The sequence below is a fragment of the Streptomyces sp. NPDC007907 genome (genome assembly GCF_042959365.1).
GTDB classification, from domain to species: Bacteria; Actinomycetota; Actinomycetes; order Streptomycetales; family Streptomycetaceae; genus Streptomyces; species Streptomyces indiaensis.
Genome location: NZ_JBIBKR010000005.1, coordinates 136616 through 161293, shown reverse-complemented (window position 1 = coordinate 161293; position 24678 = coordinate 136616). Strand labels below are relative to the sequence as shown.

The window sequence follows — 24678 nt, the reverse complement described above, 5'->3', positions numbered from 1 at the left end:
CATGGCCCGCACGGACGCCAGGGACACGGCCCCACCGGCCGGCCCGCCCACCGACCTGTTCACCCCCGCCTTCCACCAGAACCCGCACGACGCGCTCGCCGGCCTGCGAAAGACCGCGCCCGCCGTGCCCGTGACGACACCCAACGGCCTGCGCACCTGGCTGGTCACCGGCTACGAGCACGCCCGCGCCCTGCTCGCCGACCCCCGGCTGAGCAAGGACATGCGGGTCGGCCGGGACCTCATCCCGCGCAACTTCACCGACCCCGAGAAGCAGCGCCGGTTCCTCGCCGAATCGGGGGAGCGCAGCCAGTTCCCGCACGTCCTCAGCGTGCACATGCTGGACAGCGACCCGCCGGACCACACCCGGCTGCGCCGGCTCGTCGGCCGCGCCTTCACCGCCCGCCGGGTCGAGTCGCTGCGGCCGCGCATCACCGGGCTCACCGACGAGCTGCTGGACGTGATGGCCCGGCACGAGCGGCTGGACCTCATGGAGGCGCTGGCCTTCCCGGTGCCGTTCACGGTCATCTGCTGGCTGCTCGGCGTCCCCCCGGACGACCGGGCCGCCTTCCGCCGCTGGTCCAACCTGCTCGTCTCCGGCGCGGGCACCGACGAGGTGAGCGAAGCCAGCGCGTCGATGATCGCGTACCTGAAGGCCCTCATCGAGGCCAAGCGGGCCGAACCGGCCGACGACATGCTCACCGACCTCGTGCACGCCCAGGACGCCGGCGACCAGCTGTCGTCCGACGAACTGATCTCCATGGCGTTCCTGCTGCTGGTGGCCGGCCACGAGACCACGGTCAACCTCATCGGCAACGGCACCCTCGCCCTGCTCACCCACCCCGACGTGCGGGGGCAGCTCGCGACGGACGAGTCGCTGTGGCCCGCGGCCGTCGAGGAGTTCCTCCGCTACGACGGGCCGGTCACCAACGCCACCTGGCGGTTCACCACCGAGCCCGTCGAAGTCGGCTCGGTCACCATCCCCGAGGGCGAGTTCGTGACCATCTCGCTCGGCGCCGCCGGCCGGGACCCGGCCCGCTACCCCGACCCCGACCGCCTGGACATCACCCGCGCCCACACCGCCTCGGTCGCCTTCGGCCACGGCATCCACCACTGCCTGGGCGCCCCGCTGGCCCGGCTGGAGGGGCAGATCGTCCTCAGCCGCCTGTTCACGCGCCTGCCCGGGCTGCGGCTCGCGGTGGACGCGGACGAACTGCGCTGGCGCAGCAGCCTCATGATGCGCGGCCTCGAAGAACTCCCGGTGTTCACGGCCTGACCGCCGACCCCGCCCCGCCCCCCTTGGAGGACACACCCGTGGAACATCAGGACACCCAACGCCCCTCCTGGGCCCCGCCCGAGGTCGACATCGACACCCCGAGCATCGCCCGGGTCTACGACTTCTGGATCGGCGGCACCCACAACTTCCCCGTGGACCGGGAACTCGCCCGCACGGTCGCGGCCGGCAACCCGGACCTCCCGGCCACCCTCAGGGCCAACCGCGCCTTCCTGCGCCGCGCGGTGCGCGAGCTGTCCGCGCTCGGCATACGGCAGTTCCTCGACATCGGCTCCGGCATCCCCGCCGAGGGCAACGTGCACGACGTCGCCCTCGCCGCCCACCCGGACAGCAAGGTCGTCTACGTCGACATCGACCCGGTGGCCGTCGCACACGGCAGGGCCCTGCTCGCCGACGAACCCCGGGCGGCCGTCTTCCAGGGCGACCTGTACAAGTCCCACGAGATCCTCGACGCGGAGGAGACCCGCCGGCTGATCGACTTCGACCGGCCGGTCGCGCTGATCCTCGCCGCCGTACTGCACTTCGTCCCGGACGACGACGAACCGCTCGCCCTGGTGCGCCGGTACACCGAGCGGCTGGCACCCGGCAGCGCGCTGGTCATCTCGCACGCCGGCGCGGAGGAGGTGCCCAGGACGGCGCCGGAGGCGGCCGAGCAGTACCGGGGCGCGGTGAGCCGGGTGATCTGGCGCGACAACCGGGAACTCACCGCGCTGTTCGAGGACTTCGAGCTGGTGGAGCCCGGCGTGGTGCGTGCCCCGCTGTGGCGCCCGGAACCGGCCGAGGCCCCCGACCCGGCGCTCGCGATGCTGGCCGGAGTGGCACTCAAACCGGCCGGGTGACCCGGGGTGGACACCTCCCTCACCCCGCAGGACTCCGCACCGGCCGCCCCACCCGCCGCACCACGGCGAGCGGGTGGGGGCAGGCCCGGCTTCGGCACGCTGCTCGCGGTCGACCTGTGGGAGCGGTTCAGCTTCTACGGCATGGCGGCGATCCTGGTCCTTTACCTGACCGCCTCCGAAGCCCGCGGAGGCATGGGCATGGCGCCGCAAACGGCCACCGCGGTCTTCGCGGCGTACATGTCCCTCAGCTTCATGGCCGGGCTGCCGGGCGGATGGCTCGCGGACCGGGTGCTGGGCGCGCGCCGGGCCGTGCTGCTCGGCGGCGCGCTGATCACCTGCGGCCACGCGGTCCTCGCCCTGCCGGTGACCGGCACGCTCTACGCCGGTCTGCTGCTGGTCGTCGCGGGGACGGGCCTGGTCAAACCGGCCATGGCCACCATGGTCGCCGGGGTCAGCGGGGAGGGGAAGGGCCGCCGCGAGGCGGCCTTCTCGCTCTTCTACATGTGCATCCAGGTCAGCGCGCTCATCGCCCCGGTGGTGACCGGGCTGCTGGCCGAGCGGATCGCCTGGCACCTCGGCTTCGCGGCGGCCGCCCTCGGCATGACGGCGGGGCTGATCCAGTTCGCCCTGGGGCTGCGCCGGTACGGGGACGTGGGCGCGCGCCCGCCCCACCCGGTGCCGCGCCCCGAGGCCACCGCGATGCTCCGGCGCGCGGTGTGGGTCACGGGGATGGTGGGCGGGCTCGTGGTGCTGCCGGTGTCCTACGGCCTGCTCCCACTCCCCGCGGTGCTCGCCGCCCTCGGCCTCACCACGGTCGCCCTCCCGTTCTGGTACCTGCGCTCGCTGCGCCGGGCCCACGCACTGGGCACGGTCCACCAGCGCCGCCTGGCGGGCTTCACGCTCCTGATGGCAGCCTCGGCGGCCTTCTGGATGATCTTCGCGCAGAGCGGTTCGGTGCTGAGCCTCTTCGCCGAGCGGCACACGGACCGGGACGTGCTGGGCTTCGAGGTCCCGGCCAGCTGGTTCCAGTCCGTGCACCCGCTCTTCGTGCTGCTGGTCGCCCCGCTCTTCGCCCGCCTCTGGCTCCGGGCGCCGCGGGTGGACGTACCGGTCAAGTTCGCAGGTGCGCTGATCGCAGCGGGCGTCAGCTTCCTCCTCATGGCGCTGGCGTCCCAACTCGCCGCACACGGTCCGGTAGGGCCCCAGTGGCTCCTGCTGGTCTATCTCCTCTACTCCTGCGGCGAGATCGCACTGGCCCCCGCGGGCCTGGCCCTGGCCGCCACGGTGGCGCCCCCCGGCAGCACCAGCCGCCTGCTCGCGGTCAACGGCCTGTTCGGAGCGGTGGGAGTGGTGGCAGGCGGCCAACTCTTCCGCCTGACGACGGTCCTGTCCCCGACGGCGTACTTCCTGCTCCTGGGCGGCTTCGTCCTGACGGTCGGCACGACGACCGCCCTGGCCACACCACACCTACGCCGCCTCCTGGCCCTACCGACCGGCCCCGACACCTGACACCGACGACGACCCACCGGGCCTCCCGACCCTGCTGCCGCGCCGGCACGTACGGATTTCAGAGGTCGTCGGTGAGCTGGTCGAGGGTGGTGTCGTCGTAGTCGGCGGCTGCCTGACGGCCCTGCCCCCAGGCGTGGCCCTCGTAGACTCCAGGCCGAGGCAAGGTGAGGTCGTCGGCGGGTCCGTGGTCGAGTCGGCCGATGACCAGGATGCCTGTTTCGGCTGCGAGGCCTACGTCGCTTCGTCGGCTCCCTGCCACTCGTCAAGCCGGACCCTGACCTGGTGGTTGCGGTCGTCGTGCCAGTAGACCTCACCGCTGACCAAGGCCCCGAGGGCCGGAAGCTCCATTCCCAGCGGCATGCGCGAGATCTCCGCGAGCGCTATGGCGTCCGGCACGCCGTCGATACGTACAAAGATCCCGAAAGGCCGGCGTCCGATGACCGTTCCGATGAGCCGGCTCCCTACAGGCAAGGACGCGACGGTCGCCACCCAGCTCGCCCGTACCGCCTCCGCAGCCGGCACTTCAGGGCCCGCGGCCCACCCATACTCGTCCATCGCCAGATCATGACGGCAAGCGCTCGTACGGTCCAGGCACTCGCTCGGGGCACAGGTGGCACGTCACGCTCTCCGTCGCTGCCGCGGTCGTCGTGACCCGGCATGCCGTCGGTCAGCGGAGCGCGGGCCACGAGAGCCCGGCGGCCTTCGCGGAGTGGGCCAGGGCGGCGGGAGCTGATCAGCTCTCTGCTCCCGGTTCTCCCGCGAGGCCGGCATCCTGGGCGAGGTGGCGCAGGGCGCGCGTCACCGTGTCCGCCTCCTCGCCGTGCAGTTCCCGGCCGGGTCCTCCTAGGGCGGCACCCCGGGTGGCGATGTCGCGCAGGGCCCGCAGCGCGGTGTCCGCCTCCTCGATCTGCAAGTGCCGGCTGGGCCCCGCCGCCTGGAGATCACTTCCCATGGCAACGGAGATCGCCTCCCGGGCCGGGAGGAACGCGATGGGGGTGGAGTACGGGGCCAGGTCGTTCACGCGGACCAGGCGCAGCTCGCTGGCGTCTATCTCGGAGCCGGACAGCACCACTTCGGTGTTTTCGACACGGCCCCGGGCGACCCAGTAAGGGTTGCTGCTGTTCCGCCAGAGTTCGAACGGCACGGGTTTCCCCTCTGCGGTGATGGTGACGGGTTCGGAGACCGGCAGGCTGGCCGGAAGTCCCTCACCGGGGTGGCAGTAGTCCTCCAAAGCGTCCTCCAGGGCCTCGAAGGCCTTTGCATTGCCGGAGGAGGCGCTGAAAACCATGACGTGCGCGACCTGTGGGTCAAAGGACGCAGAGCCGAACCACAGGCACACATGAATGTCGCCGGTGACTTGGTTGTGCCCGCTACCCATGAACTGCCGTGATTCGGGCCAGTCGGCATCAACAGCGACGACCCTGAAGCCATCCGCCGATACAGGGGTGCCTTGATCGTTCATGGGACCTCCTGGTGCCCGTCCGTGATCAGGCATCGTGCCATGCACGAGACCGGGGCCACCGGGTCGGGCCTGGGATGGTCGGTGCCCTACCACTCACACGGGACCGGTCCCACCAGGTTCTTGCCTGCGCAGCGCATGGGGCGCCTCTTCGGATGGTGCCGGCGCCCTCGACACTCGGGACAGGCCGGGGCGTCGGTCATGCGGCGGACCCCAGCGGAGCGACCGCTTCGTCCCGAAGCAACTTGGGCAAGGGCGCCGCCTTGGGACGGTGTGGCTCTGAGCTGCTGGGATGGTCCGTGGGTGTGCGTGGGCGTCCGCCGGTGTTCGTCGAGCCAGATGCCGGAAGGCCCTCACCCGAGACCCGCGTCATCGGTCCACAACCTCCCAGGACAAAGCGACCAGCGGGCAGGATGGCCTCATGACAAAACTGTCCGTACGGTCAGTTCGACGTGCCTCCTCTGGTTCAGTGCTGTCCTTGTGGTCACAGGACTCTGTGTTGTCGATCGGTTCAGTGGGGTCTGTGCTGTCTGTGGGGTCCGTCGGTTCGGCCTTGTCAGTGGGCTCGATCGGAAGCGCCCTGTCGGTCGGTTCGATCGGCTCCGCCCTGTCGCTGATCTCAACCGGGTCGTGGCTGAGTACAGGATCTTTGTTTTCCGCGCAGTCACGGTGGTCGGTGCTGTCCTGGCGTTCCTCTCGCGGTTTCCTGGCCGCCGGAGCGGTAGGGGCAGCGACCGGAGGCGCCCTGCTGTTGGCCCAGATGCTGCACAAGGCTGATACCGGCACCGGATGACCCTGATCAGGTTGAGGGGTTGTTGTGCTCGGCGTTCCGACCGGAACGAGTGCTTGGTCCCCTGATACAGGGGCGCGCCGGAAGACGGTGGCCTCGCCGGCGAGGATGCTTCCTTACGTCGAGGTTCCCGGTCGGTTCGAAGCTGGATGTCAAAGGCCCCGGACCGTGATCGATACGACGGCCGGACAGGGTTGCTGGTGTACGTCCCCGTCCGGTCTCGTTGATGTCAGCTGTAGATGTCAGAGCCTTCTGATCCGGACCGCTACGCGCCGGGAGCCCGGTACTGGACTTGCCCGGCTTTGCGCAGGGCGTCGATGGTTTCGTCGACGGTCAGGAGAACGGTCGTCTCGAACGAGCTGAGTGCGCCGCCTCCGCTGATCGCAAGGGCGACCGCGGCCATGGAGACGTTGTCGGGGGCCTCCCACAGGTTGTAACCGTCGCGGGTGCCGAACGCGTACCAAAAGCCGTGGAGCTTGCCGCCGACGGACTCGATGTACGACTGAGCGGCCTTTGCGCGGTCCTCGGGGTGGCCGATGAGTCTCGCCCAGGTCTCCGGCGTGTAGCTGAACCTCGATAGATAGAGCGGCATCATGTCTCCCTTTCGTCCCAGCAAGGGATGCCCCCGCAAGGCGGGATACGTCTCTGAAGCCGCCCGCGTATCCCCCGAACGGCCGTGTGCCTGGGAAGCTGCGGGCACCGGGGCTCTGTCGTAGGCGCTGATCTGTTCGAACGGCCGGTTCGCTGCTTCTGCTGCTTTCACCGTGGTCTCCGCTTTTGCGACTTCCCGTGCCCAGCGCCCCCGGCCCCGCCGTCGGTCGTGATGACGTGGTGGTGGCCTGGCTGGAGCAGGAGAATGCGCAGCTGCGCCAGGGCCGTCGATTCGCACCCGAAGGTTAACCAGGCCATCGGTGTCCTGCCGCGGTGTGCAGGCTTGAGCCGGCGGCTGGGTTCGAAGTGCTGCGGGAGGTATCCCGCGCACCAACATCAAGCTGGCAAGCTCAAGGAGGTGTCGCGGGATCACGAAGACGGCTTCGCGATCGCGCCCAAGCGTAGTCACGCAGAAAGCAGATCAGCCAGCCTACTAATGTGAGTAGACTGGCTGATCTGCTGTTTCTCTGTCGGGGTGGCGGGATTTGAACCCACGACCTCTTCGTCCCGAACGCGATCAAGCCCCTCTGTGACCTTGGTCCGGGGTTACTGACCTGCTCGTTCCCCTCCGGTACAGTCCATTACTGTCCGGGACCGTCCTCGTGCGGCTGCACCGTTTGGCCCCCCGTTTGGCCCTTCCGAGATGACCGCCTCGGTCGAGTTTTAGGGGTGTTACCAGGGCTTTGGGTTCTACCGGACGTCCAGCGTGAACGGAGTGGTGTCCTGCCGCCGCGGTGCCTTCTGCTTCGAGTTTTCGTTCCGCTCGAAGACATCGAGGGATGGGCCGGAAGGACGCCCGGGCCCTTCATCGATTGCCTCCAGCGCACGGACGTCAGCTCGAAGATGGGCGCCTTTGCTGTCCCGGCTCACGAGGACGACGACTTCACGGGCATCACAAAGCTTTTTGTCGCAGTACAGCTCTAGTCGACTCGTGTCGCCAGGGAGGTCCCCATACGAAGAGATAGCTGTCTCCCCACCACAGAAGTAGCACCGCACTGTCTGGCCGGCTTCCAGCGAGCGCCGGGCCCACGGGGTTGTGCCGGCGTCCCAACGCGCATCACGGTCAAGCGCCATGAATACCCCTCTGGGTGCGAGATATTCGCTGGCGATACGACTACCGCAGCGCTTTAGCCTGATCCATTTGCATCGTCGTAGAGTGCGGCAGGTGGCTATTCGCAGTTCTCGATAGGCGCCTGCCGCAACTTAGTTTCTGCCTGGGTCGCGATGTGGGCATTCGACCGAAAGTAAGCCTAATGCATTTTGCTTCCATTGCGTGAAGCTACCAGCCAAGGAAGTCCCAGACATTTTCCAGAATTTCATTTCCAGCTTCCAGGATTCCGGATATTAGACCTTCACTGTCCGCTTCCGTGCCATTTTCTCCCATATCCTTAGCGAGGCCCGCGACCCCGGTTGCCGCTCCCACGGCACCCGTCGAGGCGTTGAACTTATCCAATGGCGATATGGGTTCATTTGGTCCCGTCGGGGCATTTGTGGCACCCGGATCGATTTCGCTACTCATCGATTCACCTTCCGCCATTGATCCGTCTAATCAGGCGCGATCGGCGATCTCACGGTTCAGCCTGAGCCGTATTCTGTTGAGGCGGCTGAATCTGGGGGGCCTTCTTGGGTTTGGGTGCCTTGCATCGTCCCGCTGTCGTAGCAGTCACGCCTGCACCACCAATTAGCGCAAGGCTCGTGCTGCGCAGAAAACTCCGACGGGTCTTTGCGCTTGGATCTTTGTGGCTCATGTTATCCCCCGCGCTTCACTTGCTGGCACCCTCCCTCGAAGGTGTGAGAACTTTTAATACCGCAAGAAAAGAGATCGAGTCAACGGATTTTTACTCAAAGGCTTGAATTGTACAGATGTGCTCGGAGATCGAATTTCAATTTCCGGAGTGGCGCATGTCATGTGCCATTTGATCTTTCGTTGTTAAGTTGGGGTTTCAATATTTCCGTCGGTGTCACCTACGCGTATGTGGTGACCATGGCTGGCCTGCGGGCTTACGTCGGGCGCGCTGTGCACCGCTCACGCTTGCCGGGGTGGCGCCAGGACGAGCCGCCGTGCCCCGATCTGGCTGCCAGCGGCGTGGGGCCGTGGGGGCATTGCGCTGGATTCCAACGGGTGTCCATGCGCTTCAGAGCATCATGAGGGGTTGGCGCAGCAAGAGGCCTGGGTGTGTGGAAGACCAAGGCCGGGGATGGCTTCAACTTCGTTTGGCCCCCCAAGCACGACAGAGGGCCAATCGCGATCAAGCGATTGGCCCTCTGACCAGCGTCGGGGTGGCGGGATTTGAACCCACGACCTCTTCGTCCCGAACGAAGCGCGCTGCCAAGCTGCGCTACACCCCGATGTCGCTGCTGTCGCGGCGACGACGTTTACTTTAGCCCACCGGTGGCTAGAGACGAAATCCGGTTTTGCCGCGGTGGCGGATGGGGTTCGGGCGGACGTGGTCGAGGCCCACGAGGAGGACCGCCAGGGCGGAGAAGGACAGGCCCAGGAGGAGGGCGTTGCCGAGGACCCGCTTGAAGCCGTCCTGGCCGACGTCCAGGAACGGGTAGAGGTAGCGGCCGGGGGTGCCGGGCAGGAGCAGCTCGCCCCGGATGAGGCAGAAGGCCAGGTAGACCAGCGGATACAGGAGCCAGGCGCCGGTCTGACGCAGGCGCAGGCGGCCGGGGGGAGTCAGCAGGAGCCAGTCGAGTGCCGCGGCGATCGGCGTCACCGTGTACAGGACGCCGTGGGAGAGGGCCTGCCAGCCCGTCGGCGTGGCCGCCTCGCCCGTGAGGGAGTACGGGCTCGCCTCGCTCGCCAGGAACAGGTGGTGCACCAAGGCCGCGATGACGACGTACAGCAGCGTCGCGCCCAGCACAGCAGCCGGCAACGGGCGGCCGGCCGTCCAGGTGCGGCGGGCCGAGAGGCCCATGACCAGCGCCAGGAGCAGGTTGCTCTGGATCACGAAGTGGCTCAGGGCCCGGGTCGGGTCGCCGAGGAGCAGTTCGAGCGTCACGCCCGCTGCCGCCGCGACGGCGATCAGCAGGCGGAAGGCCGCGACCGCGGGGCGTCGGACCGGGGCGACGACGGCCGTGGCGGGCACGGGGGAGGGCTTCAGCGCCGGCGGGGACGGTATCGCTGGGAGGTCCGGGATGTCCCGGGGTATCGGGGCGGGCATGCCCCCACGCTCGCAGAAACGGACATAGGGGGCGATGTGGGTAGGGCTGTGCGGGTTACCTCACCCCCGGGCCGACCCTCGGTTCCCAGCCTGCCTCCACCGCCTCTCCTCCCCCTGCCTGCCGGACCTGCCTGCCGGACCTGTCTGCCGTACCTGCCCTACCTGCCCACGGCCTCGCGTCCGACCAGCGTCAGCAGCGTCGCCTCCGGCGGGCACGCGAACCGCACCGGCGTGTAGCGGTTCGTGCCGCAGCCCGCCGACACGTGCAGGTACGACGTACGGCCCTCCGCCCTGTGCGTGGACAGACCCTTCACACGGTCCGTGTCCAGGTCGCAGTTGGTGACCAGCGCGCCGTAGAAGGGGATGCACAGCTGGCCGCCGTGGGTGTGACCGGCCAGGATCAGGGGATAGCAGTCGGCCGTGAAGGCGTCCAGGCTGCGCAGGTACGGGGCGTGCACGACGCCCATCGAGAAGTCCGCCGTCTCGGACGGACCGCCCGCCACCTGCGCGTAGCGGTCCCGCTTGATGTGCGGGTCGTCCAGGCCCGTGAGCTCCACCGAGCCGCCCTCGAGCTTGAGCTCGCCTCGCGTGTTGGTCAGGTTCAGCCAGCCCGCCGCGTCGAAACCGTCCCGCAGGTCCTCCCACGGGTTGTGCACCACCCCCTGGGCCGGGTCGTTGCCGTTGAGCCCGTGGCGGCCCTGGGCCCTCTCCAGCAGGTAGAGGGCGGGGTTGCGCAGCTTGGGGCCGTAGTAGTCGTTGGAGCCGAAGACGTACGCGCCCGGGAACTCCATCAGGGGGCCGAGCGCGTCCAGGACCTCCGGGACGCCCTCGGGGTCGGACAGGTTGTCGCCCGTGTTGATCACGAAGTCCGGGCGCAGACCCGCCAGGGACCGCAGCCAGCGCTGCTTCTTGCGCTGACCGCCGACCATGTGGATGTCGGAGACCTGGAGCACACGCAGGGGACGCATCCCCGGGGGCAGGACCGGGACGGTGACCCGGCGGAGGCGGAAGGAGCGGGCCTCGAAGCCCGCCGCGTACACCAGACCGGCGGCGCCAGCCGCCGCGATTCCCAGGGGGATTCCGTATCGCGTGCGCATACGACCATCGTGTCAGACCCCGGCCGCCGTCCGTGCCCGCCCGGCGCGCCACGACGGTGCGGGCGGTGCCCGAAATCCCGTGACGGCACCGGCCCTTCCGGCGGGGCCCGACTAAATCGGGGGCGTCGTTCCTCCCGGACCTGCGACAATCGACCCCATGACCACGCTCAAGTCGAAGCTGCAGGAAGACCTCAACGTTGCGATCAAGGAGCGCGACGAGCTGCGCTCCTCGACGCTCCGGCTGACGCTCGCCGCGATCACCAAGGAGGAGGTCGCGGGCAAGGAGAAGCGCGAGCTCTCCGACGACGAAGTCCAGAAGGTGATCACCCGGGAGGCGAAGAAGCGCCGCGAGGCGGCGGAGGCCTTCGCGCAGGGTGGCCGGGCCGAGCAGGCCGAGCGGGAGAAGGCGGAGGGCGAGGTCCTCGCCACGTACCTGCCGCAGCAGCTGTCGGACGAGCAGCTCCAGCAGATCGTCGCCCAGGCGGTCGAGGAGGCGAAGGCGGCCGGTGCCGAGGGGCCGCGGGCCATGGGCGCGGTCATGAAGATCGTGAACCCGAAGGTGGCCGGGCAGGCCGAGGGCGGCCGCGTCGCCGCGGCGGTGAAGAAGCAGCTGGCCGGCTGACCCCGCGATCGACCCGGTGGTGCTACCCGCCGCCTGGCCTCGTGATCGACCCGGTGGTGCTAACCGGTGGCTGACCCCGTGATCGTTCCGGTGGTGCTACCCGCCGCCTGGCCTCGTGATCGACCCGGTGGTGCTAACCGGTGGCTGACCTCATGATCGGCCCGGTGGTGCTACCCGCCGCCTGGCCTCGTGATCGACCCGGTGGCGTTAACCGGTGGTCGGACCCTTGGTGCCCCAGGCCGGCCGACCCGGTGATCGGCCCGGCTGGTGCGCCGTGGGCTGACCCTTCAGCCGGACGACGACGGCCCCCTCCTACCCGCAGGGGTGGAAGGGGGCCGTCCGCGTTCCGTCGCACTGCCCGCTCAGCCGAAGCGGCCGCCGTTCCCGTTGCCGCCGCCGTTGTTCTGTCCCCGGAAGAAGCCCTCCGGGATGGAGAAGGAAGGCGTCGGGACGGGCTCGCCGCCGCCTCCGCCGTTGTTGTTGCCGCCGACCAGGCCGCCGATGAAGCCGTCGTCGTCGTTGCCGTCGTCGTCGCGGCCACCGTCGTCGTTGTCGCCGTCACCGCGGTCCCGCGGCTTGCTGTCGGGGATGTGGACGGTGTTGAAGTTCTCGACGGGCTTGCCCTCCAGCGCGCCGGACATCATGTCGCGCCAGATCGGGCCGGGGACCTCGCCACCGAAGACCTTGCCGTACGACCGGCCGCCGATGGTGATGCCGGTCATCTTCCGCTTGTGCGCCGGGTCGCCGACCCACACCGCTCCGGCCATGTTCGGTGTGTAGCCCACGAACCAGGCCGCGTAGCGCTCGTCGGTCGTACCGGTCTTGCCCGCGCTGGGGCGGCTGCCGAGACCGGCCTTGGAACCCGTGCCGTCCTCGACGACGCCCTTCAGCAGCGTGTTGATGGTGTCGGCGGTGTTCTCCGACATCGCGCGCGAGCAGGTCGACTTCGGGACCTCCATCGACGTGGTCTTGTCGCCGACCCGCCGGTTGACCGACTCGATGGCGACCGGCGTGCAGTACATGCCGCGCGCGGCGAAGGCCGCGTAGGCGTTCGCCATGGTCAGCGGGGACATCTCCTGGGTGCCCAGGGCGATGGACGGCACCTGCGGCATCTTGTCGCCGTCGGCCCGCACCACGCCCATCTTCTTCGCCATGGTCGTCACGGGGCAGATGCCGATGTCGCTGATCATCTGCACGTAGTAGGTGTTGACCGACTTGGCGGTCGCCTCCCGCATGTCGTACGGGCCGACCTCGGAGGAGTTCTCGTTCTGGAGCTTGGCGGGACTGTTGGGGTCGTTCACCCACCGCTTGCCGTCACACGCCGAGACCGGGCTCGGGTACGCCATCTGGTACGGCGACGAGTACACCTTGTTCGCCGGCGTGCCGTCCTCGAGGGCCGCGGCGGCCACGATCGGCTTGAACGTCGAACCGGGCTGGTAGCCCATGCCGCCGCCCATCGACTGGTCGACGGAGAGGTTGATCTGCGTCTCGTTCTTCTTGAAGCCGTACGGACGCGACTGGCCCATGGCGAGGATCTTGCCGGTGCCGGGCTGGACGATGCTGGCGGCGGTGGCCACCTCGTCGCTCTTGTAGACGTGGTCCTTGATGGAGCGCTGCGCGGCCTTCTGGGCCTGCCGGTCCATGGTCGTGCGGATGGTGAGGCCGCCCTGGTTCCAGATCTTCGCGCGCTGCTTCCTGGTCTTGCCGAAGACCGGGTCGGTCAGGAAGACCTCGCGCACGTAGTCGCAGAAGAAGCCGGCGCCCCTGGCCGCCGTGATGCAGCCGTTCTTGGGCTTGCTGACCTTCAGGCCGAGCGGTGCCTTCGTCGCCTCGGCGGCCTGCGCCCCGGAGATGTCGCCCACGGCCGCCATGCGCTGCAGCACGGTGTTGCGCCGCTTCATCGCCTCGGCCTCGTCGTTGACCGGGTCGTAGCGGCTGGGCGACTGGACGATGCCGGCGAGCAGGGCCGACTGCTCTAGGGTGAGGTCCTTGGCGGACCGGGAGAAGTAGCGCTGTGCGGCGGCCTCGACGCCGTAGGCCTGCTGGCCGAAGAACGTGATGTTCAGGTAGTTCTCGAGGATCTTCTTCTTGCCCAGTTCCTCCTCGACCTGGATCGCGTACTTCAGCTCGCGGATCTTGCGGCCGATGGTCTGCTGGGTGGCCTGCGCGACCTTCGTCGGGTCGTCGCCCGCCTCCTCGACGAAGACGTTCTTCACGTACTGCTGCGTCAGCGTCGAGGCGCCCTGCGCGACCTCGCCGCTGCGCGCGTTCTTGTCGAGGGCGCGCAGGACGCCCTTCAGGTCCACGGCGCCGTGCTGGTAGAAGCGCGAGTCCTCGATCGCGACGATCGCCTTCTGCATGTACGGCGAGATGTCCTTGAGGGGGACCACCGTGCGGTCGCGCGAGTAGACCGTGGCGATCTGGCCGCCGTCGGCGTCGAGGATGGTGGTGCGCTGACTCAGCGGCGGGGTCTTCATGTTGACCGGGAGGTCGTCGAAGCTCTCGACGGATCCCTTGGCCGCCAGCCCCAGCGCGCCCACGGCGGGCAGCGCGATGCCGGCCAGCACGGCCCCCGCGAGGACACTGACACCGAGGAACTTGGCGGCCTGCTGCGTGGGAGACAGACCACCGCCCGAGCGCTTCTTTGGCATGAGGGCAGCCTACGTTCTCAATCGCCGGACAGGCGTATAGGCCTTGGCCTAAGCTGCTCTCAACTGTCACAGCAGTGAGGTCACGTATCAATACGTCCGGCGAACCCGAATCGTTCTGGGTGTTCCCCGAGTTTTTTCTTGGGGGCGTGTCCGAATCCGCCTTGTGTGTCATGCGGCGTCCCATGTGACGCAACTGAACTGTCCCGGTTTGCCGGGAAAGTTACGTATGCCACCAGCTCACTCCCCCGGGTGATCTGCCGCTTACCCATAGTCCGTTCGGGCCATTCAAGATTGGGCCCGCTGGGGGTGTTGCGCTGTGCCCGCCTTCCGTAACGTCCTCAACTGGCGGCGGTGAATATGCCGCTGCCGCCGTGGGGGAGCCTCGATTCGGGAGAGGACGGCGCCGGTATGGGCTGGGTAGTCGACTGGAGTGCGCAGGCGGCCTGCCGCACTACCGATCCGGACGAACTGTTCGTCCAAGGAGCAGCGCAGAACAGGGCCAAGGCGGTGTGCACCGGATGCCCGGTGCGGACGGAGTGCCTGGCCGACGCGCTCGACAACCGCGTCGAGTTCGGCGTGTGGGGAGGCATGACGGAGCGGGAGCGCCGCGCGCTGTTGCGCAGGCGTCCCACGGTGACCTCCTGGCGCCGGCTGCTGGAGACGGCGCGCACGGAGTACGAGCGGGGGTGCGGTGTCATGCCCCTCGATGACGACGAGATCTACGAGAACTACGCGGCGGTGAGCTGAGGACTCCCCTCCGGGAGCTCCCCAGGTCCAGGTCTGAGGGCCCCTTGCCGGGCCCTTCGCCATCACCGGTGAGTCCGGCGCCACCCGCGCCGTCGCTCACGCGCCCTCGCCCGCGCGCCGGGTCGCCCTCCGTACTCGCCTCGGACGTCCTGCGCCGGACTGCTCTGGCCGGACTGCCCCGGCCGGGTTGCCCTCAGGCGCTCGCCTCGGGCGCTTCCGTCCGGTCCGCGGGGTCGGGAAGCTCACGCGCGTCGGCCGCCAGCCGGTCGCCGATGTCGCGCAGACCCGCGAGGTCGTGCACGTCGCCAGGCAACGCGGCGACCTCCGTCACGGCCACCTCCGGGTGGAGCGCGGTGAAGCGGTCACGCGTGCGCTGCTCACGGGAGAGCAGCTGCATGCGGTCGGCGTGCAGCCTGAGCAGGCCTGCCGTGAGCCGGTCGACGGACCGCTCGGTGTCCTCGGCGTGCTCCGCGTCCCCGGAGGGCTCGGTGTCCTCGGCGTGTTCGGTGGGGGAGCCACCTTCGGGAGCCGATGCCAGAGCTGGTGTCCCGGGCGTGGGAGAGCCTGAACTGTCCTGTGCGTCGGGGGAGTTACGAAGTAGTGCTTTCCCGTCCTCCTGATCCACAATGCGGGGCTCTTCAAGATTTTCCGCGGCGGCGAGCGCCCGCTCGGCCGACAGCCCGTCGGCGCCGCTGCCGTGCACCCGGTTGAGCACCAGACCGGCGAGCGGCATGTCCTCCGCGGCCAGCCGTTCCACGAAGTAGGCGGCCTCGCGCAGCGCGTCCCGCTCCGGGGCCGCCACCACGAGGAACGCCGTGCCGGGCGCCTGGAGCAGCTTGTACGTCGCGTCCGCGCGGGTACGGAAGCCGCCGAAGGTGGTGTCCATCGCCGACACGAACGTCTGGACGTCCTTGAGGAGCTGACCGCCGAGCAGCTTGCCGAGGGTGCCGGTCATCATCGACATCCCGACGTTCAGGAACTTCATCCCGGCACGGCCGCCCAGCTTCGCCGGTGCCGTCAGCAGCCGGATCAGCCGGCCGTCCAGGAAGGAGCCGAGCCGCTTGGGCGCGTCCAGGAAGTCCAGCGCCGAACGGGACGGCGGGGTGTCGACGACGATCAGGTCCCATTCGTCCCGGGCGCGCAGCTGCCCGAGCTTCTCCATCGCCATGTACTCCTGCGTGCCCGCGAAGCCCGCCGAGAGCGACTGGTAGAAGGGGTTGCCCAGGATGGCGGCGGCCCGCTCGCGGTCCGCGTGCGCCTCGACGATCTCGTCGAAGGTGCGCTTCATGTCGAGCATCATCGCGTGCAGCTCGCCGCCCGCTGTCTCGTCGATGCCCTTCACCCGGCGCGGGGTGTTGTCGAGCGAGTCGATGCCCATGGACTGGGCCAGCCTGCGGGCCGGGTCGATGGTCAGCACGACCACCTTGCGGCCCCGCTCGGCCGCGCGCAGGCCCAGGGCCGCCGCGGTCGTGGTCTTGCCGACCCCGCCCGAGCCGCAGCACACCATGATCCGGGTCTGCGGGTCCTCCAGCAGCGGATCGACGTCGAGCAGGCGCGCCGGCGACAGATGGTGGTGGGCCGGGTCCGGACGACTCATGACATCCCCTGCTTCCGACTCATGACGGGTTCTGCCTGTCTGCCCTGGCTCATGACACGCCAGGTCCGCGCTTCCAGTCCGTCCCGGCTCGGCACCCGCCCTGCCCGCGTGCCCGCTCCGGGTCGGCTCATGACACGTCCTGCTCGCGTTCCGCGGCCGTGCCGGCCCATGACACGCCCTGCCCGCGTGCCCGGTCCGTGCCCCCTCATGACACGCCCTGCTCGCGCAGCTCGCGGGCCAGCTCGTACAGCCCTGCCAGGTCCATGCCCTCGGCGAACAGCGGCAGTTCGTGCAGCGGCAGGCCCACCTCGGCCAGGACCGCACGCTGCTCGTGCTCCAGCGTGTACCGCTCGGCGTACTCATCGGCCTGCGTGAGCAGCGGGTCCACCAGCCGCTCGGCGTGCCCCCCGCGCCGCGCCCCGCCGAGCCCGGCGGACGACAGGGACCGCGCGACAGTGGAACGCGGGACCGTCCGCAGGAGTTCCAGGTCGGTCTCGTCCAGCACCTCCGGCCGGACCATGTTCACGATGATCCGGCCCACCGGCAGCCGGGCCGAACGCAGCTCGGCGATGCCGTCCACCGTCTCCTGGACGGGCATCTCCTCCAGCAGCGTCACCAGGTGCACAGCCGTCTCGGGCGACTTCAGCACCCGCATCACGGCCTGCGCCTGATTGTGTATCGGGCCGATCTTGGCGAGGCCGGCCACCTCGTCGTTCACGTTCAGGAAGCGCGTGATCCGCCCGGTCGGCGGGGCGTCCATGACGACGTAGTCGTAGGCGAACCGCCCGCTGCGCTCCTTGCGGCGCACCGCCTCGCACGCCTTGCCGGTCAGGAGGACGTCCCTGAGGCCGGGCGCGATGGTGGTGGCGAAGTCGATCGCGCCGAGCTTCTTCAGGGCCCGTCCTGCACTGCCCAGCTTGTAGAACATCTGGAGGTAGTCCAGAAGGGCCAGTTCGGGGTCGATGGCGAGGGCATACACCTCCCCGCCCCCGGGTGCTACCGCGATCTTCCGTTCCTCATAAGGCAGCGCCTCCGTTTCGAAGAGCTGCGCGATGCCCTGACGGCCCTCGACCTCGACGAGAAGCGTCCGCTTCCCCTCCGTGGCCAGGGCCAGCGCTAGGGCCGCGGCCACCGTGGTCTTGCCGGTACCGCCCTTGCCGCTGACGACCTGGAGCCTGCTCACGTATTCGAGCCTAACCAGTCCGCGCCCGGGCTACGCGGGAGGCTGTGGACAACCGGTGCGGTGGTGGGCCGCGTGGCCCCCGCCCGCCAGGGGCTAGAGTCGGCCGCATGACCAAGTGGGAATACTCGACTGTGCCGCTGCTCGTCCACGCCACGAAGCAGATTCTGGACACCTGGGGCGAGGACGGCTGGGAGCTCGTCCAGGTCGTGCCCGGGCCGAACAACCCCGAGCAGCTCGTCGCCTACCTGAAGCGGGAGAAGCAGTAGTGGGCGCCGTCGAGGCGAAGCTGGCCGAGCTCGGCCTGAGCCTGCCCGACGTGGTCCCGCCGCTCGCCGCGTACCAGCCGGCCGTGCAGTCCGGCCCGTACGTCTACACCGCCGGGCAGCTCCCGATGGTGGACGGCAAGCTTCCGGTCACCGGCAAGGTCGGTGCGGAGGTCACCGCCGAGGAGGCCAAGGAGCTGGCACGCACCTGCGCGCTGAACGCCCTGGCCGCCGTCAAGTCCGTCGCCGGTGACCTGGACCGCATCGCGCGTGTGGTGAAGGTCGTCGGCTTCGTGGCCTCGGCCTCGGACTTCACGGGTCAGCCCGCGGTGCTGAACGGCGCGAGCGAGCTGCTCGGCGAGGTCCTCGGCGACAAGGGCGTGCACGCGCGCAGCGCGGTCGGTGTCGCGGTGCTGCCGCTGGACGCGCCGGTCGAGGTCGAGATCCAGGTGGAGCTCGCGTAACACCCGTGGGGTCCGTCGGCGGGTCCCAGCTGCGGAATCCGTCCCGGGGGCCACTCGAACATCCGCCCGTCCCGGGATAGCCTCGCGCCCATGGCGAACGGTCAGTGGTACCCCCCGGAGTGGCCGGACCGCATCCGCGCACTCGCGGCCGGCACCCTCACCCCGGTGACCCCCAAGCGCGCGGCCACCGTCATGCTGCTGAAGGACACGGGCAGCGGCCCCGTCGTCCACATGCTGCGCAGACGCGCCTCCATGGCCTTCGCCGGAGGCGCGTACGCGTATCCGGGCGGCGGGGTCGACCCGCGTGACGACGACCACCACGTCCGCTGGGCGGGCCCCACGCGCGCGTGGTGGGCCGAGCGGCTCGGCGTCGACGAGACGGCGGCCCAGGCGATCGTGTGCGCGGCCGTGCGTGAGACCTACGAGGAGGCGGGCGTCCTGCTCGCCGGGCCGGACTCCGGCTCGGTCGTCGGCGACACCACCGGCGCCGACTGGGAGGCCGACCGGGCCGCCCTGGTCGCCCGGGACCTGTCCTTCGCCGAGTTCCTGGACCGCCGCGGCCTGCTCCTGCGCTCCGACCTGCTCGGCGCCTGGACCCGCTGGATCACCCCCGAGTTCGAGGCCCGCCGCTACGACACCTGGTTCTTCGTCGCCGCCCTCCCTCAGGGACAGCGCACCCGCAACGCCTCCACGGAGGCCGACCGCACGGTGTGGATCGCCCCGCGCGAGGCGGCGGCCGGGTACGACCGGGGCGAGCTGCTGATGATGCCGCCGACGATCGCGACCCTGCGCCAGCTCACGGCGTACGAGACGGCCGCCGGGGCGCTCGACGCCGCTCCGGCGCGGGACCTCACGCCCGTCCTGGCCACCGCCCTCCTGGTGGACGGGGAGATCGTGCTCTCCTGGCCGGGCCACGACGAGTTCACCAAGCACATCGCGACCGGGGGAGCCACCGCATGACGGACGCAAGCGCCCTTCCCGGCCAGCCCCGCGGCGGGGTCCTCTCGGGACCCGCCACCGCACGGGCCGTCAACGTCCTGGCCCCGAACGCGTCCGCGATGACCCTGGACGGCACCAACACCTGGATCCTCTCCGAGCCCGATTCCGACCTGGCCGTAGTGATCGACCCGGGGCCCCTGGACGACGGGCACCTGCGGCAGGTCGTCACCACCGCCGAGCAGGCCGGCAAGCGCGTCGCCCTCACCCTGCTGACCCACGGTCACCCCGATCACGCGGAGGGCGCCGCCCGCTTCGCGGAACTGACCGGCACGCGCGTGCGTGCCCTCGACCCGGCCCTGCGCCTGGGCGACGAGGGGCTGGCCGCCGGAGACGTGATCACCACCGGCGGGCTGGAACTGCGCGTGGTGCCGACCCCCGGCCACACCGCCGACTCCCTGTCCTTCCACCTCCCGGCCGACCGGGCGGTCCTCACCGGGGACACGATCCTCGGCCGGGGCACGACGGTCGTGGCCCACCCCGACGGCCGTCTCGGCGACTACCTGGACTCCCTGCGCCGGCTGCGCTCCCTCTCGGTCGACGACGGCGTGCACACGGTCCTGCCGGGCCACGGCCCGGTCCTGGAGGACGCCCAGGGCGTCGTCGAGTACTACCTCGCCCACCGCGCCACCCGCCTCGCCCAGGTCGAGACGGCCGTGGAGGACGGCTACCGCACCCCCGCGCAGGTCGTCGCCCACGTCTACGCCGACGTGGACCGCTCCCTGTGGCCGGCGGCGGAACTGTCGGTCCGGGCCCAGCTGGACTACCTGGAGGAGCACGGGCTCATCTGACCGTGCGCGGAGACGACGTCGGGCCCCGCCTCCTGAGGAGGCGGGGCCCGATGACGTACGGCGGGGTGTGCGCGTCAGCGCGAGCGCTTCGCGAGGCGCTCCACGTCCAGGAGGATCACCGCGCGGGCCTCCAGGCGCAGCCAGCCGCGCTGCGCGAAGTCCGCCAGGGCCTTGTTGACCGTCTCACGGGACGCGCCGACCAGCTGGGCCAGCTCCTCCTGCGTGAGGTCGTGCACGACGTGGATGCCCTCCTCGGACTGCACCCCGAACCGGCGCGACAGGTCCAGCAGGGCGCGGGCAACCCGGCCCGGGACGTCCGAGAAGACGAGGTCGGACATGGCGTCGTTGGTCTTGCGCAGCCGGCGCGCGACGGCGCGCAGCAGCGCCGTGGCCACCTCCGGGCGGGCGTTCAGCCAGGGCTGGAGGTCGCCGTGGCCGAGGCCGAGCAGCTTGACCTCGGTCAGTGCCGTGGCGGTCGCGGTGCGCGGGCCCGGGTCGAACAGCGAGAGCTCACCGATGAGCTCGCCGGGGCCGACCACGGCCAGCATGTTCTCGCGGCCGTCGGGGGACGTGCGGTGGAGCTTCACCTTGCCCTCCGTGACCACGTAGAGGCGGTCACCGGGGTCGCCCTCATGGAACAGCGAGTCACCGCGGGCGAGGGTCACCTCACTCATGGAGGCGCGGAGCTCCGCGGCCTGCTCGTCATCGAGCGCCGCGAAGAGCGGATTGCGCCGCAGAACGTCGTCCACGAGTTCTCTCCTTGTCGACCTGCTCAGGGGATCTTGCTCCCCCGTGTACCGAGGGACCGTGGTGCCCATTTTGTCGGGCGGTCCAAACAGTGTGATCTGTCACAAGGATGCCGCACACGTGTCCCGGGGTACGCGGCAGGGGTCCAATTGGGCGCCGATCTTCAGGGGCCGGGGCGGATGTCGGTGCCGGGTCGTAGGCTGGCCGGGTGTCCAAATCGCCGGTGAGAGCACAGGCCGAGGGGGCTGCGCGGGTGGTTGTACGTCGCGATTCCGCTGTGGGCGAACAGAGCCCCGATGGCGGTAGGAAAACGGCGAAACAGAACAAGGCGGAACCAGTGAAGAAGACGGCGGCCGCGGAGAAGGCCGCTTCCGCACATCGGGGCGTCTCTGCCAAGAAGGCCGCCGCCCCGGCGAAGAAGGCTGCTTCCGCCCAGAAGGCCGCCTCCGCGGAGAAGGCCACCCCGGCGGAGAAGGCCACCCCGGCGAAGAAGGCCGCGGCCGCGAAGAAGGCCACCTCGTCGAAGAAAGCCGCCCCGGCGAAGAAGGCCGCCCCGGCGAAGAAGGCCGCCCCGGCGAAGAAGGCCGCCTCCGTGAAGAAGGCGCCTGCGGCCAAGAAGGTCGTGGTGGCGCCCAAGAAGGCCGCCGCCCGGGTCAAGGCCGCCCCCGCGAAGGCCGTCGTCCACCCGCCGGGTGACGAGTCACGCACCGCCCTGGTCCGCCGGGCCCGCCGTATCAACCGCGAGCTCGCCGAGGTCTTCCCGTACGCCCACCCCGAGCTGGACTTCGAGAACCCCTTCCAACTGGTCGTCGCCACGGTCCTGTCCGCCCAGACGACCGACCTGCGCGTCAACCAGACGACGCCCTCCCTCTTCGCGAAGTACCCGACCCCGGAGGATCTGGCCGCCGCCAACCCCGAGGAGGTGGAGGAGATCCTCCGCCCGTGCGGCTTCTTCCGGGCCAAGACGAAGTCCGTCATAGGGCTGTCGAAGGCCCTGGTCGAGGAGTTCGGGGGAGAGGTGCCCGGCCGGCTCGAGGACCTGGTGAAGCTGCCCGGCGTGGGCCGCAAGACCGCGTTCGTCGTGCTGGGCAACGCCTTCGGCCGCCCCGGCATCACGGTGGACACGCACTTCCAGCGCCTGGTGCGCCGCTGGCAGTGGACCGGCGAGACCGACCCCGACAAGATCGAGGCCGCCGTCGGCGCGCTCTTCCCGAAGAGCGACTGGACGGACCTGTCGCATCACGTGATCTGGCACGGCCGCCGCATCTGCCACGCCCGCAAGCCCGCGTGCGGCGCCTGCCCGATCGCTCCGCTCTGCCCGGCGTACGGCGAGGGCGAGACCGACCCGGAGAAGGCGAAGAAGCTCCTCAAGTACGAGAAGGGCGGCTTCCCCGGCCAGCGTCTGAAGCCGCCGCAGGCCTACCTGGACGCGGGCGGCAGACCGGCGCCGCCCCTGGGGGCCGGATGAGCCGCTCGTTCAGGGGATCCCGGGCGGGCGCGGAACGATCTCAGGGGCGTCGTGCGTTGGGCGCGGCAGGACGACGGGGGTGGCGATGACGCGTGCGAGCGACACACAGGGCGGGCCGGTGGCGCTGAGCAAGGACGGTCTGCCCGGCTGGCTGGCCCCCGTGGTGCACGCCGTGGAGACCGTCCGCCCGACGCAGCTGAGCCGGTTCCTGCCGCCGAAGGACGGGGCGGGGCGGCAGTCCGCCGTGCTGGTCCTGTTCGGTGAGGGCGCGCACGGCCCGGAGCTGCTGCTCATGGAGCGTGCGAGCTCGCTGCGTTCGCACGCCGGCCAGCCCTCCTTCCCGGGCGGCGCCCTCGACCCGGAGGACGGCGACCCGCACGGCGACGGCCCGCTGCGGGCCGCCCTGCGCGAGGCGGAGGAGGAGACCGGCCTCGACCCCTCCGGCGTCCAGCTCTTCGGCGTCCTGCCCCGGCTCTACATCCCGGTCAGCGGCTTCGTCGTCACCCCCGTGCTGGGCTGGTGGCGCGAGCCGAGCCCGGTCGGGGTCGTCGATCCGAACGAAACCGCCCGAGTCTTCACCGTCCCCGTGGCGGATCTCACGGATCCCGCCAACCGCGCCACCACCGTCCACCCCAGTGGCCACCGAGGTCCGGCATTTCTGGTCGAATCAGCCCTTGTCTGGGGTTTCACGGCCGGAATCATCGACCGTCTGCTGCACTTCGCGGGCTGGGAGCGCCCCTGGGACCGCGAGAAGCAGGTCCCCCTCGACTGGCGCGCATGACAGGGTGGCCTTCGTGAACGTGCTGGACATCTTGTTGCTGGTCGCCGCCGTGTGGTTCGCGGTCGTGGGATACCGCCAGGGGTTCGTCGTCGGCATCCTGTCGGTGATCGGCTTCCTGGGCGGTGGCCTCGTCGCGGTCTACGTGCTGCCCGTCATCTGGGACGCGCTGACGGACAACGCGGAGGTGAGCACGACCGCTGCCGTGGTGGCGGTCGTCGTCGTCATCGTCTGCGCCTCCGTCGGCCAGGCCCTGACCACCCACCTCGGCAACAAGCTGCGCCGGCACATCACCTGGTCCCCGGCCCGCGCCCTCGACGCCACCGGCGGCGCCCTGGTCAACGTCCTGGCGATGCTGCTGGTGGCCTGGCTGATCGGTTCCGCCCTCGCGGGCACGACGCTGCCGACGGTCGGCAAGGAGGTCCGCAACTCCAAGGTCCTGCTGGGCGTCTCACAGGCCCTGCCGGACCAGGCGGCCACCTGGTTCGCGGACTTCTCCTCCGTCCTCGCGCAGAACGGCTTCCCGCAGGTCTTCAGCCCGTTCTCCAACGAGCCCATCACCGACGTCCAGCCGCCCGACCCGGCGCTCGCGGACAGCCCCGTGGCGGACCGCGCCCAGCGCTCCATCGTCAAGGTCACGGGCACGGCCCCGAGCTGCGGCAAGGTCCTGGAGGGCACCGGCTTCGTCTTCTCCGACCGCCGCGTGATGACCAACGCGCACGTGGTGGGCGGAGTCGACGAGCCGACCGTGCAGATCGGCGGCGAGGGCAGGAAGTACGACGCCAAGGTCGTGCTCTACGACTGGCGGCGCGACATCGCCGTGCTCGACGTGCCGGATCTGAAGGCGCCCGTGCTGCGGTTCACCCCGAAGGACGCGAGCAGCGGCGACAGCGCGATCGTCGCGGGCTTCCCGGAGAACGGGTCGTACGACGTGCGGGGCGCGCGCGTACGCGGCCGCATCACGGCGAACGGCCCGGACATCTACCACCGGGGCACAGTCCGACGCGACGTCTACTCCCTCTACGCGACCGTCCGTCAGGGAAACTCCGGCGGCCCGCTGCTCACACCCGACGGCAAGGTCTACGGCGTCGTGTTCGCCAAGTCGCTCGACGACGCCGAGACGGGATACGCGCTGACCGTGGACGAGATCCAGGAGGACATCACCAAGGGGCGCGCCGCCAACGAGCAGGTGGGCAGCGACAGCTGCGCCCTCTAGGGCCCGTCGTCAGGCCCTTTCGGCCCTTTGGTCAGGTGGCGGGGTGTCACTCGCGCGAGTGATGTCTCAGTCGCGTGTGTGGCGCAGACGTACGGAGACCCAGCGGGCCCGGCGGCGGAGGATGCGCGGGATCCCCACCCTGGGATCCGCGGTCACCATCTGCGGTGCGCCGCTTCGCTGGTGGGGGTTCGTACCGCTCGCCGAGCGGCGATTGCGGGTTGCGTCACTGTAGTCGTGCGTCCAGCCCATACCCCGACGTGTGCCCCCGCCCCATGGTCGATAACCGCTCCCGAGGCGTCCAATTGGCCTATGCGCCAGGCAAGTGGCCGTTCGTAGGACAAGCGTTCACAGG

The 24678-nt window shown here is 70.0% G+C and carries 24 protein-coding genes and 1 tRNA gene; 13 read left to right on the top strand and 12 right to left on the bottom strand.

The genetic code is table 11. From position 1 onward, the window contains the following. Position 1 precedes the first annotated feature (1 nt). Genes ACFZDI_RS21365 through ACFZDI_RS21355 form a run of 3 tightly spaced genes read left to right on the top strand, consistent with a single transcriptional unit; the run spans position 2 to position 3639 of the window. The gene (locus ACFZDI_RS21365; RefSeq protein ID WP_391252452.1) at positions 2–1273 is read left to right on the top strand and encodes a cytochrome P450; all 1272 of its coding nucleotides are present in this window, start codon (positions 2–4) and stop codon (positions 1271–1273) included. Positions 1274–1311: 38 nt separating this feature from the next. Further along, a complete protein-coding gene (locus ACFZDI_RS21360) occupies positions 1312–2130 on the top strand; it encodes an SAM-dependent methyltransferase (RefSeq protein ID WP_391252450.1) in 819 nt (272 codons plus the stop codon). Positions 2131–2136: 6 nt separating this feature from the next. Beyond that, positions 2137–3639 (top strand): oligopeptide:H+ symporter, encoded by a 1503-nt coding sequence (locus tag ACFZDI_RS21355; RefSeq protein ID WP_391252448.1) that lies wholly within the window; start codon positions 2137–2139, stop codon positions 3637–3639. A gap of 231 nt (positions 3640–3870) precedes the next feature. On the opposite strand, the gene ACFZDI_RS21350 is transcribed toward ACFZDI_RS21355, so the two are convergent. Continuing rightward, the gene (locus tag ACFZDI_RS21350; protein WP_391252446.1) at positions 3871–4194 is read right to left on the bottom strand and encodes a hypothetical protein; all 324 of its coding nucleotides are present in this window, start codon (positions 4192–4194) and stop codon (positions 3871–3873) included. A 178-nt stretch (positions 4195–4372) separates the two neighbouring features. Further along, entirely contained in the window at positions 4373–4927 is a 555-nt protein-coding gene (locus ACFZDI_RS21345) for a hypothetical protein (protein ID WP_391252444.1), read from the bottom strand. Between the two features lie 592 nt (positions 4928–5519). On the opposite strand from ACFZDI_RS21345, the gene ACFZDI_RS21340 reads away from it, so the two are divergent. Next, entirely contained in the window at positions 5520–5891 is a 372-nt protein-coding gene (locus ACFZDI_RS21340; RefSeq protein WP_234750057.1) for a hypothetical protein, read from the top strand. Positions 5892–6153: 262 nt separating this feature from the next. Here ACFZDI_RS21340 and ACFZDI_RS21335 read toward each other — a convergent pair whose 3' ends face one another. The 5 genes from ACFZDI_RS21335 to ACFZDI_RS21315 all read right to left on the bottom strand — a co-directional run bounded on the left by ACFZDI_RS21335 (position 6154) and on the right by ACFZDI_RS21315 (position 10803). Then, positions 6154–6480, bottom strand: a complete 327-nt coding sequence (locus ACFZDI_RS21335) for a GYD domain-containing protein (protein WP_308287281.1) — start codon at positions 6478–6480, stop codon at positions 6154–6156. A gap of 1338 nt (positions 6481–7818) precedes the next feature. Then, the gene (locus ACFZDI_RS21330; RefSeq protein ID WP_391252442.1) at positions 7819–8058 is read right to left on the bottom strand and encodes a hypothetical protein; all 240 of its coding nucleotides are present in this window, start codon (positions 8056–8058) and stop codon (positions 7819–7821) included. Between the two features lie 756 nt (positions 8059–8814). Then, a tRNA-Pro gene (locus ACFZDI_RS21325) sits at positions 8815–8888 on the bottom strand. Positions 8889–8935: 47 nt separating this feature from the next. Next, complete coding sequence (locus ACFZDI_RS21320; RefSeq protein WP_391252440.1) at positions 8936–9706, bottom strand: Pr6Pr family membrane protein; 771 nt, start codon at positions 9704–9706, stop codon at positions 8936–8938. Positions 9707–9864: 158 nt separating this feature from the next. Then, complete coding sequence (locus ACFZDI_RS21315) at positions 9865–10803, bottom strand: metallophosphoesterase (RefSeq protein WP_391252438.1); 939 nt, start codon at positions 10801–10803, stop codon at positions 9865–9867. 157 nt (positions 10804–10960) lie between these two features. On the opposite strand from ACFZDI_RS21315, the gene ACFZDI_RS21310 reads away from it, so the two are divergent. Continuing rightward, positions 10961–11425 (top strand): GatB/YqeY domain-containing protein, encoded by a 465-nt coding sequence (locus tag ACFZDI_RS21310; RefSeq protein ID WP_234750051.1) that lies wholly within the window; start codon positions 10961–10963, stop codon positions 11423–11425. Positions 11426–11787: 362 nt separating this feature from the next. On the opposite strand, the gene ACFZDI_RS21305 is transcribed toward ACFZDI_RS21310, so the two are convergent. Further along, complete coding sequence (locus tag ACFZDI_RS21305) at positions 11788–14076, bottom strand: transglycosylase domain-containing protein (RefSeq protein WP_391252435.1); 2289 nt, start codon at positions 14074–14076, stop codon at positions 11788–11790. Between the two features lie 408 nt (positions 14077–14484). Between ACFZDI_RS21305 and wblA the strand changes: the two genes are divergently transcribed. Continuing rightward, complete coding sequence (wblA, locus tag ACFZDI_RS21300; protein WP_234750049.1) at positions 14485–14823, top strand: transcriptional regulator WblA; 339 nt, start codon at positions 14485–14487, stop codon at positions 14821–14823. A gap of 193 nt (positions 14824–15016) precedes the next feature. Here wblA and ACFZDI_RS21295 read toward each other — a convergent pair whose 3' ends face one another. Both ACFZDI_RS21295 and ACFZDI_RS21290 read right to left on the bottom strand, forming a co-directional pair. Continuing rightward, on the bottom strand, positions 15017–16420 hold the full coding sequence (locus ACFZDI_RS21295; RefSeq protein ID WP_391252433.1) for an ArsA-related P-loop ATPase: 1404 nt from the start codon (positions 16418–16420) through the stop codon (positions 15017–15019). 205 nt (positions 16421–16625) lie between these two features. Next, a complete protein-coding gene (locus ACFZDI_RS21290) occupies positions 16626–17603 on the bottom strand; it encodes an ArsA-related P-loop ATPase (RefSeq protein WP_234750047.1) in 978 nt (325 codons plus the stop codon). Positions 17604–17710: 107 nt separating this feature from the next. On the opposite strand from ACFZDI_RS21290, the gene ACFZDI_RS21285 reads away from it, so the two are divergent. From ACFZDI_RS21285 to ACFZDI_RS21270, 4 genes are all read left to right on the top strand, one after another. Further along, entirely contained in the window at positions 17711–17869 is a 159-nt protein-coding gene (locus tag ACFZDI_RS21285) for a DUF4177 domain-containing protein (RefSeq protein ID WP_097218487.1), read from the top strand. Beyond that, positions 17869–18330 (top strand): RidA family protein, encoded by a 462-nt coding sequence (locus ACFZDI_RS21280; protein ID WP_234750046.1) that lies wholly within the window; start codon positions 17869–17871, stop codon positions 18328–18330. The genes ACFZDI_RS21285 and ACFZDI_RS21280 overlap by 1 nt, the downstream gene beginning before the upstream one ends. Before the next feature lie 90 nt (positions 18331–18420). Beyond that, positions 18421–19290, top strand: a complete 870-nt coding sequence (locus ACFZDI_RS21275) for an NUDIX hydrolase (RefSeq protein ID WP_391252430.1) — start codon at positions 18421–18423, stop codon at positions 19288–19290. Continuing rightward, positions 19287–20117: an MBL fold metallo-hydrolase gene (locus tag ACFZDI_RS21270; RefSeq protein ID WP_234750044.1), complete on the top strand. Its 831-nt coding sequence runs from the start codon at positions 19287–19289 to the stop codon at positions 20115–20117. The genes ACFZDI_RS21275 and ACFZDI_RS21270 overlap by 4 nt, the downstream gene beginning before the upstream one ends. A 74-nt stretch (positions 20118–20191) precedes the next feature. Here the strand turns inward: ACFZDI_RS21270 and ACFZDI_RS21265 are convergent, their stop codons facing one another. Then, positions 20192–20866: a Crp/Fnr family transcriptional regulator gene (locus ACFZDI_RS21265; protein WP_010031945.1), complete on the bottom strand. Its 675-nt coding sequence runs from the start codon at positions 20864–20866 to the stop codon at positions 20192–20194. Between the two features lie 335 nt (positions 20867–21201). Between ACFZDI_RS21265 and nth the strand changes: the two genes are divergently transcribed. The 3 genes from nth to ACFZDI_RS21250 all read left to right on the top strand — a co-directional run bounded on the left by nth (position 21202) and on the right by ACFZDI_RS21250 (position 24326). After that, a complete protein-coding gene (gene nth, locus ACFZDI_RS21260) occupies positions 21202–22332 on the top strand; it encodes an endonuclease III (protein ID WP_391252427.1) in 1131 nt (376 codons plus the stop codon). An 85-nt stretch (positions 22333–22417) separates the two neighbouring features. Continuing rightward, complete coding sequence (locus ACFZDI_RS21255; protein WP_234750041.1) at positions 22418–23113, top strand: CoA pyrophosphatase; 696 nt, start codon at positions 22418–22420, stop codon at positions 23111–23113. A gap of 13 nt (positions 23114–23126) precedes the next feature. Beyond that, entirely contained in the window at positions 23127–24326 is a 1200-nt protein-coding gene (locus ACFZDI_RS21250; protein ID WP_234750039.1) for a MarP family serine protease, read from the top strand. Positions 24327–24392: 66 nt separating this feature from the next. On the opposite strand, the gene ACFZDI_RS21245 is transcribed toward ACFZDI_RS21250, so the two are convergent. Continuing rightward, entirely contained in the window at positions 24393–24575 is a 183-nt protein-coding gene (locus tag ACFZDI_RS21245; protein WP_079129072.1) for a hypothetical protein, read from the bottom strand. Between the last annotated feature and the right edge of the window lie 103 nt (positions 24576–24678).

Bases quoted from the DNA above. Each gene is read 5' to 3' on its own strand.
- ACFZDI_RS21365 (WP_391252452.1), top strand. From the start codon at position 2: ATGGCCCGCACGGACGCCAGGGACACGGCCCCACCGGCCGGCCCGCCC.
- ACFZDI_RS21350 (WP_391252446.1), bottom strand. From the start codon at position 4,194: ATGGACGAGTATGGGTGGGCCGCGGGCCCTGAAGTGCCGGCTGCGGAG.
- ACFZDI_RS21345 (WP_391252444.1), bottom strand. From the start codon at position 4,927: ATGGTTTTCAGCGCCTCCTCCGGCAATGCAAAGGCCTTCGAGGCCCTG.
- ACFZDI_RS21340 (WP_234750057.1), top strand. From the start codon at position 5,520: ATGACAAAACTGTCCGTACGGTCAGTTCGACGTGCCTCCTCTGGTTCA.
- ACFZDI_RS21335 (WP_308287281.1), bottom strand. From the start codon at position 6,480: ATGCCGCTCTATCTATCGAGGTTCAGCTACACGCCGGAGACCTGGGCG.
- ACFZDI_RS21330 (WP_391252442.1), bottom strand. From the start codon at position 8,058: ATGAGTAGCGAAATCGATCCGGGTGCCACAAATGCCCCGACGGGACCA.
- ACFZDI_RS21320 (WP_391252440.1), bottom strand. From the start codon at position 9,706: ATGCCCGCCCCGATACCCCGGGACATCCCGGACCTCCCAGCGATACCG.
- ACFZDI_RS21315 (WP_391252438.1), bottom strand. From the start codon at position 10,803: ATGCGCACGCGATACGGAATCCCCCTGGGAATCGCGGCGGCTGGCGCC.
- ACFZDI_RS21310 (WP_234750051.1), top strand. From the start codon at position 10,961: ATGACCACGCTCAAGTCGAAGCTGCAGGAAGACCTCAACGTTGCGATC.
- ACFZDI_RS21305 (WP_391252435.1), bottom strand. From the start codon at position 14,076: ATGCCAAAGAAGCGCTCGGGCGGTGGTCTGTCTCCCACGCAGCAGGCC.
- wblA (WP_234750049.1), top strand. From the start codon at position 14,485: ATGGGCTGGGTAGTCGACTGGAGTGCGCAGGCGGCCTGCCGCACTACC.
- ACFZDI_RS21295 (WP_391252433.1), bottom strand. From the start codon at position 16,420: ATGAGTCGTCCGGACCCGGCCCACCACCATCTGTCGCCGGCGCGCCTG.
- ACFZDI_RS21285 (WP_097218487.1), top strand. From the start codon at position 17,711: ATGACCAAGTGGGAATACTCGACTGTGCCGCTGCTCGTCCACGCCACG.
- ACFZDI_RS21275 (WP_391252430.1), top strand. From the start codon at position 18,421: ATGGCGAACGGTCAGTGGTACCCCCCGGAGTGGCCGGACCGCATCCGC.
- ACFZDI_RS21270 (WP_234750044.1), top strand. From the start codon at position 19,287: ATGACGGACGCAAGCGCCCTTCCCGGCCAGCCCCGCGGCGGGGTCCTC.
- ACFZDI_RS21255 (WP_234750041.1), top strand. From the start codon at position 22,418: ATGACGCGTGCGAGCGACACACAGGGCGGGCCGGTGGCGCTGAGCAAG.
- ACFZDI_RS21245 (WP_079129072.1), bottom strand. From the start codon at position 24,575: ATGGGCTGGACGCACGACTACAGTGACGCAACCCGCAATCGCCGCTCG.